The 19,071-nt window shown below is 41.5% G+C and carries 14 protein-coding genes; 8 read left to right on the forward strand and 6 right to left on the reverse strand.

Features of this window, described 5'->3' with window-relative positions; genetic code table 11:
* Positions 1-170 precede the first annotated feature (170 nt).
* The 7 genes from BW980_RS13940 (at position 171) to BW980_RS13970 (ending at position 7,381) form a co-directional block, all read left to right on the forward strand.
* Positions 171-1,529, forward strand: coding sequence for a UDP-N-acetylmuramate--L-alanine ligase (locus tag BW980_RS13940; protein ID WP_076456271.1), 1,359 nt, complete (start codon positions 171-173; stop codon positions 1,527-1,529).
* Positions 1,530-1,638: 109 nt separating this feature from the next.
* Positions 1,639-2,337 carry a RadC family protein gene (gene radC / locus BW980_RS13945; protein WP_076455822.1) on the forward strand — a complete coding sequence of 233 codons (699 nt, stop codon included), beginning with the start codon at positions 1,639-1,641 and terminating at the stop codon, positions 2,335-2,337.
* A gap of 74 nt (positions 2,338-2,411) precedes the next feature.
* Positions 2,412-3,707, forward strand: a complete 1,296-nt coding sequence (locus BW980_RS13950) for a polysaccharide deacetylase family protein (protein WP_076455823.1) — start codon at positions 2,412-2,414, stop codon at positions 3,705-3,707.
* A complete protein-coding gene (locus BW980_RS13955) occupies positions 3,700-4,389 on the forward strand; it encodes a YjjG family noncanonical pyrimidine nucleotidase (protein WP_076455824.1) in 690 nt (229 codons plus the stop codon). Before BW980_RS13950 ends, BW980_RS13955 begins: the two co-directional genes overlap by 8 nt.
* Before the next feature lie 110 nt (positions 4,390-4,499).
* Positions 4,500-4,991: a hypothetical protein gene (locus BW980_RS13960; RefSeq protein WP_245800056.1), complete on the forward strand. Its 492-nt coding sequence runs from the start codon at positions 4,500-4,502 to the stop codon at positions 4,989-4,991.
* Positions 4,988-6,418 carry a DUF5723 family protein gene (locus BW980_RS13965; protein WP_076455825.1) on the forward strand — a complete coding sequence of 477 codons (1,431 nt, stop codon included), beginning with the start codon at positions 4,988-4,990 and terminating at the stop codon, positions 6,416-6,418. Before BW980_RS13960 ends, BW980_RS13965 begins: the two co-directional genes overlap by 4 nt.
* 114 nt (positions 6,419-6,532) lie before the next feature.
* On the forward strand, positions 6,533-7,381 hold the full coding sequence (locus tag BW980_RS13970; RefSeq protein ID WP_083690482.1) for a hypothetical protein: 849 nt from the start codon (positions 6,533-6,535) through the stop codon (positions 7,379-7,381).
* Here BW980_RS13970 and BW980_RS13975 read toward each other — a convergent pair.
* Positions 7,378-8,655 carry a replication-associated recombination protein A gene (locus tag BW980_RS13975; RefSeq protein ID WP_076455827.1) on the reverse strand — a complete coding sequence of 426 codons (1,278 nt, stop codon included), beginning with the start codon at positions 8,653-8,655 and terminating at the stop codon, positions 7,378-7,380. The genes BW980_RS13970 and BW980_RS13975 overlap by 4 nt on opposite strands.
* A gap of 144 nt (positions 8,656-8,799) precedes the next feature.
* Between BW980_RS13975 and BW980_RS13980 the strand changes: the two genes are divergently transcribed.
* Positions 8,800-9,543 (forward strand): rhomboid family intramembrane serine protease, encoded by a 744-nt coding sequence (locus tag BW980_RS13980; RefSeq protein WP_076455828.1) that lies wholly within the window; start codon positions 8,800-8,802, stop codon positions 9,541-9,543.
* Between the two features lie 33 nt (positions 9,544-9,576).
* On the opposite strand, the gene rlmB is transcribed toward BW980_RS13980, so the two are convergent.
* From rlmB to BW980_RS14005, 5 genes are all read right to left on the reverse strand, one after another.
* Positions 9,577-10,323 carry a 23S rRNA (guanosine(2251)-2'-O)-methyltransferase RlmB gene (rlmB, locus tag BW980_RS13985; protein ID WP_076455829.1) on the reverse strand — a complete coding sequence of 249 codons (747 nt, stop codon included), beginning with the start codon at positions 10,321-10,323 and terminating at the stop codon, positions 9,577-9,579.
* Positions 10,324-10,414: 91 nt separating this feature from the next.
* Positions 10,415-11,212, reverse strand: coding sequence for a dienelactone hydrolase family protein (locus BW980_RS13990; protein WP_076455830.1), 798 nt, complete (start codon positions 11,210-11,212; stop codon positions 10,415-10,417).
* A 9-nt stretch (positions 11,213-11,221) separates the two neighbouring features.
* On the reverse strand, positions 11,222-13,948 hold the full coding sequence (locus tag BW980_RS13995; RefSeq protein ID WP_076455831.1) for a T9SS type B sorting domain-containing protein: 2,727 nt from the start codon (positions 13,946-13,948) through the stop codon (positions 11,222-11,224).
* A gap of 164 nt (positions 13,949-14,112) precedes the next feature.
* Positions 14,113-15,576, reverse strand: coding sequence for a SusD/RagB family nutrient-binding outer membrane lipoprotein (locus tag BW980_RS14000; RefSeq protein ID WP_076455832.1), 1,464 nt, complete (start codon positions 15,574-15,576; stop codon positions 14,113-14,115).
* A gap of 10 nt (positions 15,577-15,586) precedes the next feature.
* On the reverse strand, positions 15,587-18,850 hold the full coding sequence (locus BW980_RS14005; RefSeq protein ID WP_076455833.1) for a SusC/RagA family TonB-linked outer membrane protein: 3,264 nt from the start codon (positions 18,848-18,850) through the stop codon (positions 15,587-15,589).
* Positions 18,851-19,071 lie beyond the last annotated feature (221 nt).

A 19,071-nucleotide genomic window follows, 5' to 3' on the forward strand; every position in this document is an offset into this window, starting at 1 on the left:
GGAAAAATGAAGGGTGAATCTTATTAAATACGTAGCAGGAGCTATGTGAAATAGTGTATTTTGTCGATGTTTCCTTGGTTTTATCAGGGTGGTGCATCGATGAACGGTAGCTGGATTTGCTATTTTTTTTCGGGAAATCAATGCCTATATTTGTTGCAAATACAGCGTTTATGCAGATTCATTTTATTGCAATTGGTGGTAGTGCCATGCACAATTTGGCTTTGGCCCTAGCACATAAAGGTGACGTGGTAACAGGAAGTGACGATGTCATTTTTGAGCCGTCCAAATCACGATTGAAAGCGAAGGGGCTCCTTCCTGAAAGTTTTGGCTGGTATCCAGAAAAGATCCATGGAAATTTAGACGCTGTAATTCTGGGGATGCACGCAAAGGAAGATAACCCTGAATTGCTAAAGGCCCAAGAGTTGGGGATTAAAATATATTCCTACCCCGAATTTCTATACGAACATTCAAAAGACAAGACCCGGGTGGTTATCGGGGGCAGTCATGGAAAAACTACGATAACTTCAATGATTCTTCATGTACTCAACTATCACGATAGGGAAGTTGATTTTATGGTAGGGGCACAGTTGGAGGGTTTTGAACGGATGGTACATCTGACCGATAATAACGATTTTATGGTTTTGGAAGGAGACGAATACCTTTCTTCCCCCATAGACCGCAGGCCCAAATTTCATCTGTACAAACCGAATATTGCGCTTTTAAGTGGAATAGCTTGGGACCATATCAATGTTTTTCCCACTTTCGAAAACTACGTAGAGCAGTTCCGGATTTTTGTGGATAGCATTGTCAAAGGAGGAAGCATAACCTATAACGAGGAAGATCCCGAAGTTAAAAAGGTGGTCGAGGCTTCGGAAAATGCCATCCGAAAATTACCTTATGCCACGCCCGAATATTCGATAGAAGATGGTACCACTTTTTTGGAGACGCCAGAAGGGCCAATGCCTATTGAAGTCTTTGGGAAGCACAACCTGAGCAACTTGGCAGGTGCCAAGTGGATCTGCCAGAACATGGGCGTAGATGAAGACGATTTCTATGAAGCCATTGCAACGTTTTCAGGAGCGTCAAAGCGCCTTGAGAAAATTGCGGAAGGAAAAACTTCCGTAACGTATAAAGATTTTGCACACTCACCAAGTAAAGTGGCTGCAACTACAAAAGCGGTAAAGGAGCAATATACGAACAGGAAACTAATTGCCTGTTTGGAATTGCATACGTATAGCAGTTTTAATCCAGAGTTTTTGAAGGAATACAAAGGGGCTTTGGATGCAGCCGACGAAGCGGTGATTTTCTATTTGCCAGAGTCCGTTGCCATTAAAAAACTAAAGGAAGTCACTCCCGAACAAATTTCGGAAGCTTTTGAGCGAAATGACCTTAAGATCTATACCAATGCGGTAGATTTTAAAGACTTTGTCTTTGGTCAAGATTACGACAACTCGGTATTGCTTTTAATGAGTTCGGGTAATTATGGGGGATTGGACCTAAACGAATTGAAAGGGAAGTTCACTTCGTAACGGGAGTTTTGCTTGGGAGCGCGGTGTAAAGAAGCTCTTGCTTAGGTGATTATATGTTTTGCGGGGTATAGGGCTCTTATAAGGAATTAGAGTTTATTATATTTATATCATGCATGAAAAGCCAGTCTCGTTCTCGATCAAGCATTGGTCGGACGATGATAAACCACGTGAAAAATTGGTCCGTAAAGGAAGGTCGGTGTTATCCGACGCCGAACTGGTCGCTATTTTGATCGGCTCCGGCAGTAGGGAAGAAAGCGCCGTTGAGCTGGCCAAAAGAATTTTGGCTTCGGCGAACAACAATCTAAATGAACTGGGTAAACTATCCTTAAAACAACTGATGGCGTTCAAGGGTATTGGTGAGGCCAAGGCGGTAACCATAGCGGCAGCCTTGGAAATTGGCCGAAGAAGGCGGGGAGAAGAAGCCCGGAAAATCGATAAGATCAGTAGTAGTAGGGATGTTTTCCATTTATTGCACCCCCGAATCGGTGAGTTGCAGCATGAAGAATTTTGGATTCTCTACCTTAGTAACGCCAATAAGGTTTTGCATAGTGCGCAGTTGAGCAAGGGCGGTTTGACGGGTACTTTGGTAGATGTGAGGATCGTGATGCGCCAAGCTTTGGAGCAGGGAGCGGTCGGGTTGATATTATCGCATAACCACCCTTCGGGAACACTCAGGCCTAGCGAGGAAGACCGCAAGGTTACCCAGAAATTAAAAAAAGCGGCCGCGGCACTCGATATAAAAGTTTTAGATCATTTGATAATTACCCAGAATGATTATTATAGTTTTGCCGATGAAGGTATTCTTTAGGCCCTATTTGCCATTTGGAACCGAATCGGCCCTGATGGCCCAATAGCAGTTGAAATTTGAACTCTTAACCGATTATGTTACTTATCTATACCCATAAGATCACACCGCGTTTCAGATATACCATGAAACAGGTATTTACCCGTATTTTGGGTATAGAGATTGTATTTACGACCAAAGTCGAAGATTTTATAAAGCATACGGGCCCCAAGATTACGTATACCAAACAGCCTTTGCAGAACGAATTTTTCGTACGGAGCAACGACCTTCTCTTCGAACAAGGTATAAATGACCTGGATATTTCCGTGGCCGATTGGGACGGGGTTCCGTGTTTTTTTAAAGCAGGCGAGCGCAGCAATCTGCCCTTCGATATATTTTCGGCCAGTTTCTACCTGTTGAGCCGTTACGAAGAGTACTTGCCCCATGTAAAGGATGTGCATGAAAGGTTTCCTGTAAAAGACAGTCTTGCCTATAAACATAAATTTTTGAGGTCGCCGGTAGTCGATATATGGGCCTATCGATTGCTCGATGAATTAAAATCGCGGTTTCCTGATATGGAACGCAAGCCCGAAAAGTACAGATATGTATCGGCCATAGATGTAACCACGTCGCATTGCTTTGCCTATAGGGGCGTTGTACGCAGTCTTGCCGGTCTTGTCTATGACTTGGGCTCTTTGAAGTTTAAGCGGGTGGCACAGCGACTAAAAGTTTGGTTCGACCCAGAAAAGGATCCCTACGACAATTTTTCATTCCTTATCGATTTGCATAAAAAATATAGGGTAAAGGATATTTTCTTTTTTCAGTTTGCGGACTACTCCACTTACGATAAGAATGTTTCTCCCGATAACAATAAATTCCGCTTTCTTATAAAGTCCATTGCAGATTATAGTAAGGTCGCCCTAGCGGCATCTTATAGCTCCTTTAACGATATCGATCTTTTGAAGAAAGAGAAGAAAAAGTTGACAGGTGTAATCAACAGGCCTATAAATTCGTCACGTTTGCGTTATAATCGCGTAGACCTGCCCCACACCTACAGGAACTTGGTAGAGGCGGAGTTTGTTGACGATTATACAATGGGCTATACCCACGAAATCGGTTTTCGGGCCAGTACGTGTACCCCATTCTATTTTTATGATATCAATTTGGAGGTACAACAGCCCATTCGCATACATTCGTTTGCCTTTCACGATTACGCTTTTGTCAACCAGAAGGATAGTCAGGCCATTATAGGGCAGATCCAGACGATTTGTGATGAGGTCAAATCTGTTAACGGGGAGTTTGTGTCGGTTTTTTCCAATGAGCTCCTAGGGGGCGAGGAAAAAATGGACTGGAAAGACTTTTATGAAACCGTTTTAAAACTATGTCATGTTTAAGAATGTAGTTACCGATGTTTTCTTCGATTTAGACCATACCCTTTGGGATTTTGAGAAGAATTCGGCCCTTACTTTTGAAAAGATTTTTCAGGAAAACGCTATTGAGGTAGCGCTTCCCGATTTTCTAGAGGTCTACGTTCCGGCGAATTTTGCCTTTTGGAAACTTTATAGGGAAGAAAAAATAAGCAAGGAAGACTTGAGGTATCAGCGACTGAAATCGGTATTTGATGATTTGAAATATCCTGTTCCCGATGAAACCATAAACAAATTATCCGATGAGTATATCCGCTACCTGTCGTCTTTCAATCATTTGTTTCCCAATGCAACCGAAATTTTAGACTATCTAAAGCCAAAGTATAAGCTCCATATTATCACCAACGGTTTTCAAGAAGTTCAAGAGAAAAAACTCAAAAAATCAAATATATACGGCTACTTTAACCAGATTATAGATTCGGAAATGGCGGGTGTAAAAAAGCCCGATCCCTTTATTTTTGAATTGGCGTTGAGAAGGGCCGACACAAGGCCGGAAAACTCCTTGATGATAGGCGATAATCTAGAAGCCGATATATTGGGGGCACAGGCCGTAGGTTATCATGTGCTTCACTTTAACGCACATCAGGGCCCAAAACACGATTTTTGTGAAATCATTGACGATTTACACGAAATAAAAACCTTTTTATAGAGTTATATTAGGTAAGACCATAATTGCGCCAACTAAGGCCTGTGTTCGGTATTGCCATGATAAAATTTATTAAAAATATTTTACTTTGCACCTTCTCTTGTCTCACACTTTTGTCGTGTGTAGAGGATCAAGATTTTAACCAATATGACGAGATTGGGGTAACCCCGAACCTTGAAGCGAGTATTCTTTATGTAGAGGCCCCTGAATCTTTGGTTAACGAAACGAATGGGGCGAACATCTTTTCGCGCAACTTTAATTTTGATGCCTTTAGTTCCGATGTTTTTGCAAAGCGGGTGCTAGATGGTACCATTACCTATATTGTCGAAAATACAACTAGTAAAGAGCTACAGGTTACTATAGAATTGCTTGATGCGGATGATAATGTTCTGGATACGGAAATAATTCCTGTAGACCCTACACCTTATAGCTTGCAACGCGATGTAGCATATGGAAGTTCGGGCCGCAGTATAGATATTATAAAGAATACGTCTAGTATACGCGTAACAGCTAATAATTTAGGGGACACCAGCAGCACTTCAAATGAACCCGAGCCAAAAATTATCTTAAAATCGAGCGGACAATTCAGAGTCGAAATAAAATGAGAGCCCCAAAACTACTGTTTATAGTCCTTTTTTGGGTAGGCTTCGTCGCATACGGTCAGAACAAGCAGATTCTGTACGATTTTGTCGAGATTCCGCAGTCGGCCATGGTCAACCCTGGGGTCGATACCGATTTTCAATGGTATGCAGGCGTTCCATTATTGTCGGGATTGTCGCTTCAAGCAGGTTTGAGCGGTGTTTCCGTGAATGATATCTTTGCGAATGATGGATTGAACATTAATGATAAAATACGGGAGCGGGCCATTTACGGTATGAACCCTCGAGATGAGCTGAGCGGTACATTTCAAATAGAACTTTTAAGTTTGGGTTTCCGAGGAAAAAATCCCGATAACTTTTATACGGCCGGAATGTACATTGAAGGTGATGCCATTGGGTATTGGTTTCAAGATTACGCCATATTGGCGTTTGAGGGAAATGCAGATAAACTGAACCAAGCTTTTGATTTGGGCCAGTTGAAGACAAGGGGCGAGTTAATGAACGTATTTCACCTTGGTTTGAACAAAAAAGTGGACAATGATCTTACGATTGGGGTGAGGGGTAAATTGTATTCCAGTATTTTCGATTTTAACTCTACCAAGAACAAAGGTACTTTTGTTACCAAGGAAGGGGTCAACAATATATACTCCAGTACCGTGGAAGCCGATATGCAATTACGTACTTCAGGCCTTAACGGCCTAAAGGATGCCGTTGACGAGGGAACCGTAGGAAGCACTGTCGCCAAAAGGGCACTTTTGGGAGGTAACCTTGGGGTAGGCCTTGATTTTGGCTTTACCTACCACCTGAACGATCAAACCGTTATTACCGCTAGCCTTTTGGATTTTGGACTTGTCTACCATTCAAAAGATATTAAAAACTACACCCTTAACGGAAAGGCCACTATTGAAGGTATAGGGATTATTTTACCCGATGCCGCCGCAGATCCCAATTCCGATTTTTGGCAGGACCTTGTGGATGACGTTGAGGATTTTGTGCCTTTTGAAGATAATGAAGATGCTTATATAGCCTTTAGGCCCACAAAATTGTACGGGTCTTTACGCTATAATTTTGGTGAGCGTGTTGATAACAGGGCCGATTGTGCCTGTGGTGTAAATGCTTCGAGCAACCGAGCGCGAGCCAAATATGCAAACAGTGTTGGAGGTCAGTTATATATTATAAATAGACCAAGAGGTCCGCAAATGGCCTTGACAGGTTTTTATCAAAGACGATTCGGTAATTTTATGGCCCTTAAAACCACCTATACGATAGATAAGTTCTCTTATTCGAATATTGGGTTAGGACTTTCCGTACAGGCAGGACCGGTAAATATTTATGCCATGGCCGATAATCTGTTGTCTTACGGCAATTTGGCAAATAGCCATTATGCTTCTTTTCAGTTAGGATTAAATATCATATCTTGGGGCAAGAAATGATATGGCGTAGCCGATAAATGAACAACTTCAAGGTTTGGCACGCTTTTTTCATCTTCCTGATTACAAATATTAAAAACAACAATTGTGAAGTATATATTCCTAACCTGTTTTTTCATGGTAAGTCTCATCGGTATGGCCCAAGACCAGTTGAACGATTATAAGTATATCATCGTTCCGAAAAAATTCGATGGCTTTAAAAAAGAGAACCAATATCAGACCAGTACCCTTGTAAAATTTCTGTTTACCGAAAAAGGGTTTCAAGCTGTTTATGAAGATGAACTGCCCAGCGAACTGAACAACAATAGATGTTTGGGCCTAGTGGCAAACCTTATAGACGATTCATCGATGTTCACGACCAAGGCGGGAGTGGTTTTGGAGAATTGCAAGGGGCAAGAGGTATTTACTACCGCCATAGGTAAAAGCAAGGAGAAAGATTACAAGCTGGCCTATGGCCAGGCCTTGAGAAACGCTTTCAAATCTTTTGATACCGTGAATTATAGCTACAATGGAAAGGCCGATACATCTGAGCCTGTTCGAGTAAGCTTTAAGGATGATGTCAAGCAGGTTGGGGAGAAGGCGCCTTACGAATCAAAGAACAGGCAGCCCATGGTGGAGCAAGTGGCCACTAAGGAAACTCAGAGCTATAAGGACAATAGACCACAACCTTCCAATTATAAATCAGTACAATCGTCACAGACCGTAGCGGCTGCACCAAGTGTCGTTATCAACGCGTCGAAATCGGATAAAGGCACTCTTTACGCACAGGAAATCCCCAACGGGTTTCAATTGGTGGACAGTACCCCTAAAATTCAGTTGAAGATATTTAAGACTTCCTTGCCCAACTACTTTTTGGCCGAAGGCGATGAGGAAAACGGCGTGGTATTCCAGCAAGGCGGAAAATGGTATTTTGAGCAATACGTCGACGGAAAGCTTAAGACGGAAGAATTGGCCATAAAGTTCTAGTGGTCGTATTTACCCTTCCATCTATTTTTTAAAAATTCTTTAATGGCATTCTCTCGCGAATTGTTTCCGGGCTCGTAAAAGGGAGTCCCTGATAGTTCCTCGGGAAGAAATTCGGCTTCTACAAAATTGTTCTCATAATCATGTGCATAGCGGTATTCGGCACCGTACCCCAAATCTTTCATTAGTTTGGTGGGGGCGTTGCGCAAAGGTAGGGGCACGGAAAGATCTCCGGTTTCCCTCACTTTTTGTTGTGCCTTTTTGATGGCCATATAACTGGCGTTGCTCTTAGGGGATGTGGCCAAGTAAACAGCACACTGGCTCAAAATAATGCTAGCTTCCGGATACCCAATGGTGGTAACGGCCTGGAAAGCATTGTTGGCTATGACCAAGGCTGTAGGGTTGGCAAGACCGATATCTTCAGAGGCCGAAATAAGAAGTCTTCGGGCAATGAATTTTACATCTTCGCCACCTTCGATCATTCTGGCGAGCCAATAAACGGCACCATTGGGGTCGCTCCCTCGAATTGATTTGATAAAGGCGGAGATAATATCGTAATGTTGTTCGCCGGTTTTATCGTAAAGTACCGTATTCTTTTGCACTTTGCTCATTACCAGCTCGTCGGTGATCTGAACGCTATCTCCCGCCTCGGAATTGACGACCAATTCGAAAATATTTAGCAATTTTCTTCCGTCACCGCCCGATAGCCGCATAAGGGCTTCGGTTTCTTTGAGCTCTATATTTTTTGATTTTAGATATTTATCTTGCTGTATGGCCCTTTTAAGAAGGTTCTCTAGGTCATCTTTTCCAAAAGGGTTCAATACATATACCTGACAACGCGATAGGAGGGCGGGAATCACTTCAAAACTCGGATTTTCTGTTGTGGCCCCTACTAAGGTAACCCAGCCCTTTTCAACAGCGGCCAAAAGCGAATCTTGTTGCGATTTGCTAAAACGATGGATCTCATCAATGAACAAAATAGGGTTCTTGGAAGTAAAAAGTCCCCCACTTTGTTTGGCCTTATCGATTACTTCTCGAATATCCTTGACGCCACTATTGATGGCACTAAGCACGTAAAACGGACGTTGGCTTTCGTTGGCGATAATGTTGGCCAAGGTAGTTTTGCCCGTACCGGGAGGCCCCCAAAGAATGAGGGAAGGTATAATGCCCCTTTTTATTTGGTTCGTTAATGAGCCGTCCTTACCAATCAAATGGTGTTGGCTGATGTAGTCATCTAGGGTTTTGGGGCGAATGCGTTCGGCTAAAGGTTCGTTCATGGTGCAAAAATATAATAAAGTTGGCAGAAGGTGGTTTCATATAGCAGAGGAAACACGCTTTTTCAAAAGAGATATGAAGCTTGTTGGGTACTGACGATTTAGCAGTTTGCGAAGAGTTGGCCAACTTATTGTTAATTTTAAGGTATGTCGGATAACGCCTATTTCAAATTTACGAACAGTGTAGTTGTAGCCCCCTTGTTGGCTATACTCTCGATATGGACGGTCTTTTGGGTTGAATTGCGCTTTAAAATCAACTTGAACGACTATGGCATATATCCACAGCGGGTCTCGGGCCTAAAAGGCATAATTTTCAGTCCTTTTATTCATGGTTCTGTAGAGCATCTCTATAACAATACCATTCCATTGGCCGTATTGACCGCCTCATTGTTTTATTTTTATAGGGGTATAGCCTTAAGGGTACTCGTTATGGGTATTTTGATTTCCGGACTGTTTACTTGGGCAATCGGTAGGCCCTCTTATCATATCGGGGCGAGTGGCGTTATTTATCTTCTGGCCAGTTTTATTTTTTTTAAGGGGATTTTTACAAAGCACTACCGATTGGTAGCCTTATCGCTGATCGTGGTTTTTATCTACGGGAGTATGCTTTGGTATATCTTCCCCATAGAAGATGGAATTTCTTGGGAAGGGCATCTTGGGGGATTTTTGGGCGGACTTTTATTGGCTTTCGTGTTAAAGACCGAGGTGCCGCCCGTAAAAAAGTACGATTGGGAAAAAGAAGACTATGACGAGGAAGCCGATGAGTTTTTACGGCAGTTCGATGAATACGGAAATTTTATTGAAAAAACTCCAGAACAGGAGGTTCTCGAGGATTCGGTAAAAATTACATACCACTACAAAGAACAAAAGCCCAATGATTTTTCTGGGTAAACCAGTAAATAGGTAAGCCGCTTGTTCCTATACCTAAGATTTAGGCAAGGTCCTTTGCCGTACCGCTTCATATAGGAATACCGCACAGGCAACCGACACATTAAGCGATTCTATTTCGCCCAACAGGGGCAATTTGGCAAGGTGGTCGGCCGCTTTTAGGGTAGAGGGGGAGATGCCACGATCTTCAGAACCCATAACTATGGCCGATGGTCCGCTAAAGGAAATATCGTATATAGAAGTATCGGTCTTTTCGGTCGCTGCCACAACGCTGATTCCACTGGCCTGAAAATAGTAGACGGCGTCTTTTATATGGTCGACCTTTGCGATAGGTACTTTAAAAGCCGCTCCGGCAGATGTTTTAATGGTATCGGCAGTAACGGGCGCAGCTCCTTTTTTCTGAATGATGATTCCGTCGACACCGGTACATTCGGCAGTTCTTATAATGGCACCAAAATTACGGACATCGGAAAGTTGGTCAAGTAACAAGAATAGGGGGGCGTCCTTTTTTGCAATAACTTCTTCTACAAGCTCTTCCAGTTCGTAAAAGGTAATGGGGGAGATATTGGCAACGACACCTTGATGGTTGTTTTGGGTCAGCCTGTTAAGTTTTTCGATCGGAACGTATGAAGTGTTGATCCCGTTCTTTCGGATCAATCCTTCAAGCTCACGCGATAAGTCGCCTTTAAGCCCTTTTTGAACAAAGACCTTGTCGATGGGTTCATTGGCGTTTATGGCTTCTATGACCGCCCGTATACCGTAAATTTGAGTTGTTTTGTGCATGGACGCAAATATAGGGTATTACAATACTAAATTATTTGATTCCGTTGTAAGAATAGTTAGTTAGGTTGAAAAAATAACATTCGTAATAGTCTTATTCCCAGATTGAGGTCGTGAGCCATAAAACAGCATCATCAAAGTATGGGGCATATTGACAAAGTTCGTTATGTGTTAGTCCGTTTGCTACCACAAATTCGATTTCGCTTCCCACTTCAACTGACTGTTCTACCCATGTCTGGGTTTGGGATAAAGGGAAGAGTTCATCATCTTCGCCATGAATTACATATAAAGGTGAGTCAATTTTTCGGGCTTCACCATTTGTATTGGTTGTATTGTAAGAGCTAGCTAGTGGTATACCTGCGCTAAACACTTCTGGTTGGGTTTCTGCAAAGAACCAACTTCCTATGCCTCCGTTGCTGTAGCCTGTTACAACGACTTTGGTTGAATCGATATTCCAGTATTTTAATGCAAGGGTTACTATACCCATAACTTGTGATTGGTTAATAGGTTCAAACCACTGATATGTGCCGCCATTCGGACTGACAACAAAAGCATTGATTGATGATGTTGCACTTTCTAAATAACAGGAAGTGTTTTTGTGGGCATCAGGGCTGCCACCTGCGGCGCCATGAAGGTTGATGAAAAGAGGTTTCTTTTCTTCGGAAGGCTTAGGTGCCGTTACTCGAAAATTCCAAAAAAGCCCATTTGGAACTTCTAATCTGAAGTCATTATTGCCTTCTTTGATTTGTAACTCGGAAAAGCTCTTGTCAACGTCTTCGAAAGTGATTTCTTTAGGTTGAGGGGCGTCATCACTCGAATTTGAGCTACAAGACAAGAAAAGACCTGAGGCTAGTATAATGATTAGAGGTTTAAATATTTTTGATGATTTCATAGGTTGTTTTTAACGTTTAAGTGTAAAATGTCCTCTCATAATACGGCCATCTGCAAGGGTTAAACTGAACCAATAATCAGAAGATTCTAAGGTGCGTCCGTTATAGCTGCCGTCCCAACCTTGTGAGGTCGGATCAATTTGGGCAAGGAGACTTCCGTACCGATCAAAAATGGAGATGGGCTCTTTTGGTAGTTGGGAGGAATCGAAACCTTGTATTTGCCAATAATCATTGTTTAAGTCGCCGTTTGGGGTGAAAAATTTTGGATAAGCCAAAACGGAAACTTTTTGTGAGCTAAGTCCACATCCATTTATATTTCTGACGAATACTGTGTGGGTTCCTGTCGGAACGTTTTTAAAAATATTGCTCGATTGATAGTTGTTTTCATCGTCTAAACTGTATTCAAACGACCTGTTTCGATCCATTATAATTTCGACGGTGTCATTGGACACTTTAATATTTTGTATGTTGGGTAGTTCTGTTTTTGTGACGGTAATAATACTAGTGGCAGAACAACCCGTGTCATTGGTTACTCTTACCGAATAGATGCCATCTTCTGTAACGTTAATGGTTTCTGTGGCCTCGCCTGTCGACCATTCGAACGTGTAGTTGGTGTTTGGGTTACTTGTAATTCCGGGAGATAGAATAGTTCCTTTACCATCTGTACCACAAAGTAGTATGTCTTGGGTAGGTGCTATATCGAATTCTTCAATTCGGATATCAAATTTTCCAGACCCATAACAAATATTTTGGTTTTCTACTCGAACATAAATAGTACTATTCCTGGAAACAAAGTTATCGGGAAGATAGTCGTTAGAACCAAGTAGGGCTTTGTTTTCGGTAAGGTAAAACTTAATGTTACTATCTTTCGAAAGGTTTAGTTGAGTCCGTATGGATTCCCTTTTTAAATCAAGATGAAACTCAGCAGTCCCGTCTCCTAAGGCACATCCACTAAGGTCGATAATGTCTAAAGTTAAGGCTTGTTTTACCTTTAATTTGACCTCGGCATAACTGTGGCATAAGCTGATTGGGTTTATTACCTTGGCTATCAGTACCTCGTCAGGAACCGTATTTCTATATTCAAAAGGAAGTGCGTTAAGATTGCTTGTGTCCATTTCTGCACTTTGTAAATCCTTGTAATAAAATACGTTTATAATTTGATCGGTATCTAGGCTTACGGAAGAATTGATGTTGGCAAGATTAAACTTCTCAATGCCGTTATTGTTTGGAGTATTGGTACATTGGTAATATTCAATTGTATTTGATGGGGTTTTAGGAGCGTCATAGATAGTGACGGTTTTTGTGATTGGATCGGATATGGTGCCACCTATTGTTTTGGTTAGCGTAACTGTATATTCTCCAGGTTGGCTGTAAACATGTTTTGGAGATTCTGCATTTGATGTAACACCATCACCAAAATCCCATGATACTGAATCGAATGGGGCATCACCTTGAATGGTAAATTCGGTTTCATCTCCAAGGCAAACATTTTGAAATTCAAACTTCAAAAGAAACAAAGATTGAACATAGGGAGGGAGGCCTAACTCAGAAAATCTGCCACCAAGAGAAATAGCATTTGCTGTATAATTGCAAGCAGTTCCTAGGGCTTCGGGGTTATTGATAACCGATAGGCTAGTGCCGGATGCACTTATCGCATATCCTGCACGATATATTTTTCCGTCAATAGCCAGTTGAAGGGCCCCAGCTACATTAGAAGATGTGTTTACATCTATGATAGATTGTCTGATGTTACTTGAAGATAGGTCAAATTGATACAAAGAACTCCCTAAGGGGCTGCCATCGTCCTTGTAGTTGTTAACTGTGGTGTATAACTTGGATGATTTTGGGGAAAACTCAATTCCGTAGGGTATTTTGTTACTTAATAAAACTTGCTCATTGCTTACTTTTCCTGTGTTGGTGTCAAAATCGTATAAGAGGACTTTTCCTGTTTGTTTCTGTCTGTCAGGTGTTTTTGGTCCTGTTATGGTACTGAAATTGGTTTGACTATGGGCGATGCCGACTTTTTTCCCGTCAGGGGATATTTTTAGGTAACCAATTCCATTTTGTTTATATCCAGTGGGGAAAGCCTCTACTTTGGTCATACTCTTAATCGGGCTTTCATGAACACCGTCTTTATCGATTTTAAATGAATAAAAATAGTTGCCGAAGTGGGTTAAAACCCATGTAGATTTACCGTTTTCGTGCTGGACTGCGGTCAGTTTTTCCGAACATTTAAGATGTGATTCTGTTGGTTCATTTGGATTGTATGTGACAAGATGTATATTTTTTTTAGATGTTACAACGTCACCATATCCGTTGTTGAGGCTTAAATCCACAAGGGTGTAATTTAATCCGTAATTGATATCATCTTTTGGTTCGGGTTCGTTTACCGTGAATATATAGTATTCCGTCTGGGATCCGGTTTTTGGGACAATCAAAGCGGATTGTGTGCTCGATTCATGGCCTAAGAGGCCTTGCCCATTTGGCATAATCTGATGAGTTTTGTCCCAAACTGTTATACCGTCGGTGTAAAATAGGAGGCCACCGTTTTTGTCCGAAATGGTAGCACACCCTTCATGGGTCATTAGTTTGCCGTCTAATAAGGGGGAGGGGCTGCCTTCATTAAAATTTAAGCCGGCATTCTCCCCAAAATACCACCTGCTGGCTTCTCTTTGCGCAAAGACGCTATGAGAGCAGTAGAGTGAAAGAAAGAGTATCAATAGTCTTAAATGCCACATTAGTAGAATGTTGATTAATAAAAATAGTGAAAATTAATGAGCCAAGGCATAATTAGGCATTAGAAAATTATGGGGGAAAGTTGGTCTCAATACGTCTGCATTGGTAAAAAAAAACCTGCTTATTATATAAGCAGGTTTCTTTATTAAATTTTAGAATATGATTATTATTCTACATCCCAAAAAATTCGAGAAGCTTTAGTGTCTCCTCCCATTGCCTCTGAAGCTGCTGAGTAGTTGGCACCATTTACAGAAGGTTCGTCAAGAGGATAAGTGTATCTTCTTGGAACCGGTTCACCGGAAATTTCAGGAACGTTCATCTCAGGGAAACCATAAAGTCTATAAGTTGTCCAAGCTTCGAATCCTCTATTGAACAGGTGAATCCATTTCTGAACGGCTATTTTTTCTTGCCAAGTAGTTGCTGCGGTTGCATATGCTACTTCAGGTTTAGATAAATAATCCAAAGCAATGGCAGATGGAGGCGTTTCTGTCTCAGGGTCACCAGCATCCCAGAAAACAAAAGAACCAATAATGGCATTGTTGTAATGCGCTTCTGCATCAGCAGGAGTTCCGACCAAGTTAAGTTCGGCGGCTTCCGCTAACAAGAATTCAACTTCTGGGTAGTCGATTAAGATACCAGGAGTTTCAGGTTGATGAAAGATAGAACCTAGATGCGTGTAGTCTCTGTATGGAGAATTCGAACCGTAGATACCACCGACATAGTCTCCTTCTAGGTTTTGGTCATAATAAATCCTTCTTCTAGGATCTTCTAGCGCATTCATGATATCCACATTCGTGTTGGCAGGTATAAAATCCTGACGACCACTTTGTACCAAATCAACCCATACAGGGTTTGTGTTTGGGTCTGCAGATAAATACTGGAAACTTGCGTTATCGGCGTTAGATGTGAAAACTCCGCCGGCAACAGCTTCGGTAGCCATTGTTGCGGCTTTGCTAGGGTTTACTTTTGCAATTCTAACCGCTAGCCTCAACTTCAAAGAATTCGCAAATTTAATCCAAGCAGAAACATCACCTCCATATATTAGGTCTGATGAGCCAAAAGATGGTTCGCCAACTGTTATCATGCTCATTGCATTATCTAAATCGTCGATTATCGCCATGTAGATATCTTCATCGTCGTCATATTTCGGAAGGACATTGTTAATGTCAATAGCTTCTGAAAAAGGTACATTCCCATAAGAATCCACTAACACATGGTAGGTGAAAACTTCTAGAATAGAAATGATAGCCAATTGATTGTCGATTACGGCAGGTGGTGTTAATTGAGTGTCGGTTAAATTGATCAATCGTCTTGATTCATCAAAGTCACGTAATACATCTCTATATAACTCATTCCAATGAGTACCAGGTTGATCATGAGTAATCAGGTTATAATTAGTTTCATCCGTGTAGGTGGTCTCAGTCCAGTGCTGGGCAAAAAGACGAAAGATGTTGCGGTTGACACTTGTACTTGTCATTTGATCGCTAAGTTGCTTGGTTGCCGCCGCAAATAATGTTTCTGGCGGGGCTTCACCGATTTTAGCCTCTTTAGGATCTATATTCATATCTCCAAAATCAGAGCAAGAAGACATAAGTCCAACTGCTGTGAGTAAAAACAAATATTTTTTCATAGTTTATTTTTTAAAATTGAAATTTCAAGTTAAATCCGTATTCTTTTTGAGATGGATGAGCACCAGATTGATATCCTTGAATGTTACCACTACTTAAACCGGCTTCAGGGTCGGAGTATGGCATATTTTTATCGATAATCCATAAGTTTCTTCCAACAACTGACATTGAAATGCTATTGAAAGGAAGATTGTCGACAAGTTTCTTAGGAAGTTGATAAGATAGTGTAACCTCTCTAAGTTTCACGTAGCTCGCATCGTAAACATGTAGTGCATTAGGAGCTCGAACATAACCAAGGGCATTGGCATAGTTGCCCATGCTGGTTCTTGTTGTGTTCGGTGTTCCGTCAGGGTTAACACCTTCAAGTAGAATTCCTCCACCTTCAGAAACTGGGTCTCTTTTTGGGTTGCCCAATTCGTTTGTACCGGCTGTAATGTCATATATACCGGTTGCATATCCGTACCAGGTATCTAAAGAAAATACATCACCACCCTTTTGTACATCGATTAAGAAACTAAATGATAGGTCTTTGTAGGTTAATCGGTTTGTGATACCACCTTTCCAATCAGGGTTTATGTCTCCAATTGGTTGTGGGGTGCCATCTACAACGTATCTTCCTGTAGTAGGGTCGATTACTTTTTTACCATCAATATAGGTGAAGTTCGATCCCCAGATGCTACCGTATGGCTGTCCAACTGTAGCGTTGATAGATATACCTCCTTGTAGTGATGCCATTTGAAGGTTGGTTACTTCTTCACCGGTTGCTGGGTTGGTGAAAAGAGAAATTACTTCACTTTCATTCTTAGCCCAAGTACCGTTAATGGCCCATTCAAAGTCCTCTGTTCTAATAGGGGAAACAAAGGCAGATGCTTCAATACCTTTGTTGTCTACCTGTCCAGAGTTGACAACTAATGTGTGATATCCAGTCGCGCGGCTTACGGCTACCGGGTAAATTTGATTTGTGGATTGAGTGCTATAGTAAGCAAGGTCAAAACCAAAACGTTTATTGGCAAAACTTGTTTCCAAACCTACTTCATAACTCTTTGTAAGTTCGTTAACAAAGTCGGCATTTGATTTTTGGTTGCTTACTGAGAAGAAAGGAACCGTGAAATTGGTAGGGTTCGCATAACTGTCATAGACCCTATAAGGGTTCGTACTGTTACCTACTTCAGCATAGTTGGCTCTTACTTTGGCAAAGCTCAACCAATCTGCGTTTATCAAGTTTGAAAAAACGAATGATGTAGAAACCGCAGGGTAGAAGAACCCATTGTTTTCCTCAGGTAGGGTGGATGAAATATCATAGCGACCTGAAATATCTAAATAAAGCAAGTTGTTATAGCCAAAAGACGCGTTTCCGAAGAAGCCGTAATCTTTCAATTTGCCTAAATATTCAGTAGGAGGATTCAATAGGTTAACTGAGTTACCTAAAGCATATAGTTTAGGGACGGCTAATCCGCCACTGGTAACAGCTCTAATGGATTCAATTCTTTGTTGCCTTGCGGTACTACCGACTACACCATCTAAAGTTAGCTTTTCACTTAAGTCAAAGTTGTAATTGAATAAAAGATCGTAATTCAATTCGGTAAACGTTCTGTTGAATCTGCTGTACTCAGGAACGTCAACACTTCCAGTAGCTATACGGCCTTCCTGTAATTCAGAATAAGTGTCGAGTGAGGTACGACCCGTAATAGTTAACCAATCTTTCGCTTTGTAAGTTAGGTTAACATTTCCGAAAATTCTGTTACGTGTATCCGATTCATAACTTTCGAATAGAACGAAATAAGGGTTGTTAAGGAAGATAGGTTTTCTACCGTCTTGTGTTAATGGGTCTCCACCGAAGTTCCAACTAACGTTACGTCCTGTGTCGTAGTAAGCTTTCTCTTGGGCAGCCATATCAACGTTGGTTTGATACCATTGTCTGTAACTTTGGGCGACGTTTCGTCCGTCATAACCGGTACCGTTACGCCCAGAACCGTCAGTTTTTGTAAATGTGGCCTTAACCCCAACCGTTAATTTTTCGGATATATCTTGAGACCCGTTAAAATCAACAGAGTTTCTAGTTAACTTACTGTTTGGGTAAATTCCTGTTTGGTCAAGATTAGTGTATCCTAATCTAAAAGATCCAGTATCACTACCTGCAGAAACAGATATACTGTTGTTAAGCGTAACTCCTGTGTTGAATATATGGGAGAAATCGTTTTTACCAGGAGCCCAAGGTGTTGCCTGAAGATAGTTAGGGGACTCAGGATAGAATGCATCCCATTGGTATACAAGAAGGCTAGGGTCGAAGGCGGCACCAAATGATGCATCTTCAGTAAAGACGGTGGTTAGGTCATCCAGTCCGTCTCCATCAATGTCTTGTTCGAAGAAATATCCTCCTGGGCCACTATAGTATGCGCCATAACCAGCACCATATTCAGTTTGGTACTTAGGGAAGGTATCTTTGTCGTAATTAGACAACGTAACTCCTGAATTAACAGTGAATCCTAAGCCTTTTTTTCTTTTACCGGTTTTAGTGGTAATGATAATTACACCGTTGGCAGCGCGATATCCGTAAAGGTTAGATGCGGCAGCACCTTTAAGAACGTTGATTGATTCAATATCCTCGGGGTTGATGTCCATTGCGGCATTACCGAAATCGTATCCACCTCTACCCTGTGTTTGGTCGCTGGTCGTAGTGTCAAAACTTGCGGAACTTGCGTTGCTAATGTTACTGACAGGCGTTCCGTCAATAACAAATAGTGGTTGGTTGTTACCTGTAATGGATGTGTATCCCCTTAAGATAATGTTTGATGAACCTCCCAGCGTATTACTTTTTTTAATGTCAAGACCGGCAACTTTACCAGAAAGTGAGTTTACGAAGTTTGTTTCTTTCGCGGTATTGACCTCATCGCCTCCAACGTTGGTCGTGGCGTAACCAAGAGCTTTTTTCTCTCTTTTAATACCTAAGGCAGTAACTACCACTTCATCAAGTGCCTGTGCATCTTCAGACATTTGAAGGTTGATGGTAGTAGATGCTCCAATAGCTCGGGTTTCATTTTTGTACCCGATGTAAGAGAATACTAATGATTGACCTTCGCTAGCCGAAATGGCATAGTTTCCGTCAAAATCGGTTTGGGTTCCGTTAGTCGTTCCTTGAACTACAATGTTCACCCCTGGTAGCGGGAGACCATCTTGGTCGGATACCGTACCGGTAATGGTTTTGCTTTGTGCAAAAGATAACTGCACGATTAACGCCAAAAACAGCGTCAACAATCCTTTTTGTTTTGCTCTCATTTTATAATTATTTGAATTAGCTAGAGCCAAAAGTCTTAATTTCACGTTAATAATCCAATTTTTTTTAACGTTAAATTATGCATGCATAGGTTTTTTGGTGTTACAAATTGGGTTGACAGGTCTTATTTTTATGAAAATAACACATTAAAAGAGTCCGATGTTACATAAAAGGCAGTTTTTTGAAATGGTTTGTGAAAAACGACCTCGGTTTGTGTTAAAAT

Source organism: Zobellia uliginosa (assembly GCF_900156625.1).
GTDB classification, from domain to species: Bacteria; Bacteroidota; Bacteroidia; order Flavobacteriales; family Flavobacteriaceae; genus Zobellia; species Zobellia uliginosa.

What these genes read in the sequence shown, in the direction of transcription:
- BW980_RS14000 (WP_076455832.1), bottom strand. Translation starts at nt 15,576, where the DNA reads ATGAAAAAATATTTGTTTTTACTCACAGCAGTTGGACTTATGTCTTCT.
- BW980_RS13995 (WP_076455831.1), bottom strand. Translation starts at nt 13,948, where the DNA reads ATGTGGCATTTAAGACTATTGATACTCTTTCTTTCACTCTACTGCTCT.
- BW980_RS13940 (WP_076456271.1), top strand. Translation starts at nt 171, where the DNA reads ATGCAGATTCATTTTATTGCAATTGGTGGTAGTGCCATGCACAATTTG.
- radC (WP_076455822.1), top strand. Translation starts at nt 1,639, where the DNA reads ATGCATGAAAAGCCAGTCTCGTTCTCGATCAAGCATTGGTCGGACGAT.
- BW980_RS13980 (WP_076455828.1), top strand. Translation starts at nt 8,800, where the DNA reads ATGTCGGATAACGCCTATTTCAAATTTACGAACAGTGTAGTTGTAGCC.
- BW980_RS13950 (WP_076455823.1), top strand. Translation starts at nt 2,412, where the DNA reads ATGTTACTTATCTATACCCATAAGATCACACCGCGTTTCAGATATACC.
- BW980_RS13990 (WP_076455830.1), bottom strand. Translation starts at nt 11,212, where the DNA reads ATGAAATCATCAAAAATATTTAAACCTCTAATCATTATACTAGCCTCA.
- BW980_RS13970 (WP_083690482.1), top strand. Translation starts at nt 6,533, where the DNA reads ATGGTAAGTCTCATCGGTATGGCCCAAGACCAGTTGAACGATTATAAG.
- BW980_RS14005 (WP_076455833.1), bottom strand. Translation starts at nt 18,850, where the DNA reads ATGAGAGCAAAACAAAAAGGATTGTTGACGCTGTTTTTGGCGTTAATC.
- BW980_RS13965 (WP_076455825.1), top strand. Translation starts at nt 4,988, where the DNA reads ATGAGAGCCCCAAAACTACTGTTTATAGTCCTTTTTTGGGTAGGCTTC.
- BW980_RS13975 (WP_076455827.1), bottom strand. Translation starts at nt 8,655, where the DNA reads ATGAACGAACCTTTAGCCGAACGCATTCGCCCCAAAACCCTAGATGAC.
- BW980_RS13955 (WP_076455824.1), top strand. Translation starts at nt 3,700, where the DNA reads ATGTTTAAGAATGTAGTTACCGATGTTTTCTTCGATTTAGACCATACC.
- rlmB (WP_076455829.1), bottom strand. Translation starts at nt 10,323, where the DNA reads ATGCACAAAACAACTCAAATTTACGGTATACGGGCGGTCATAGAAGCC.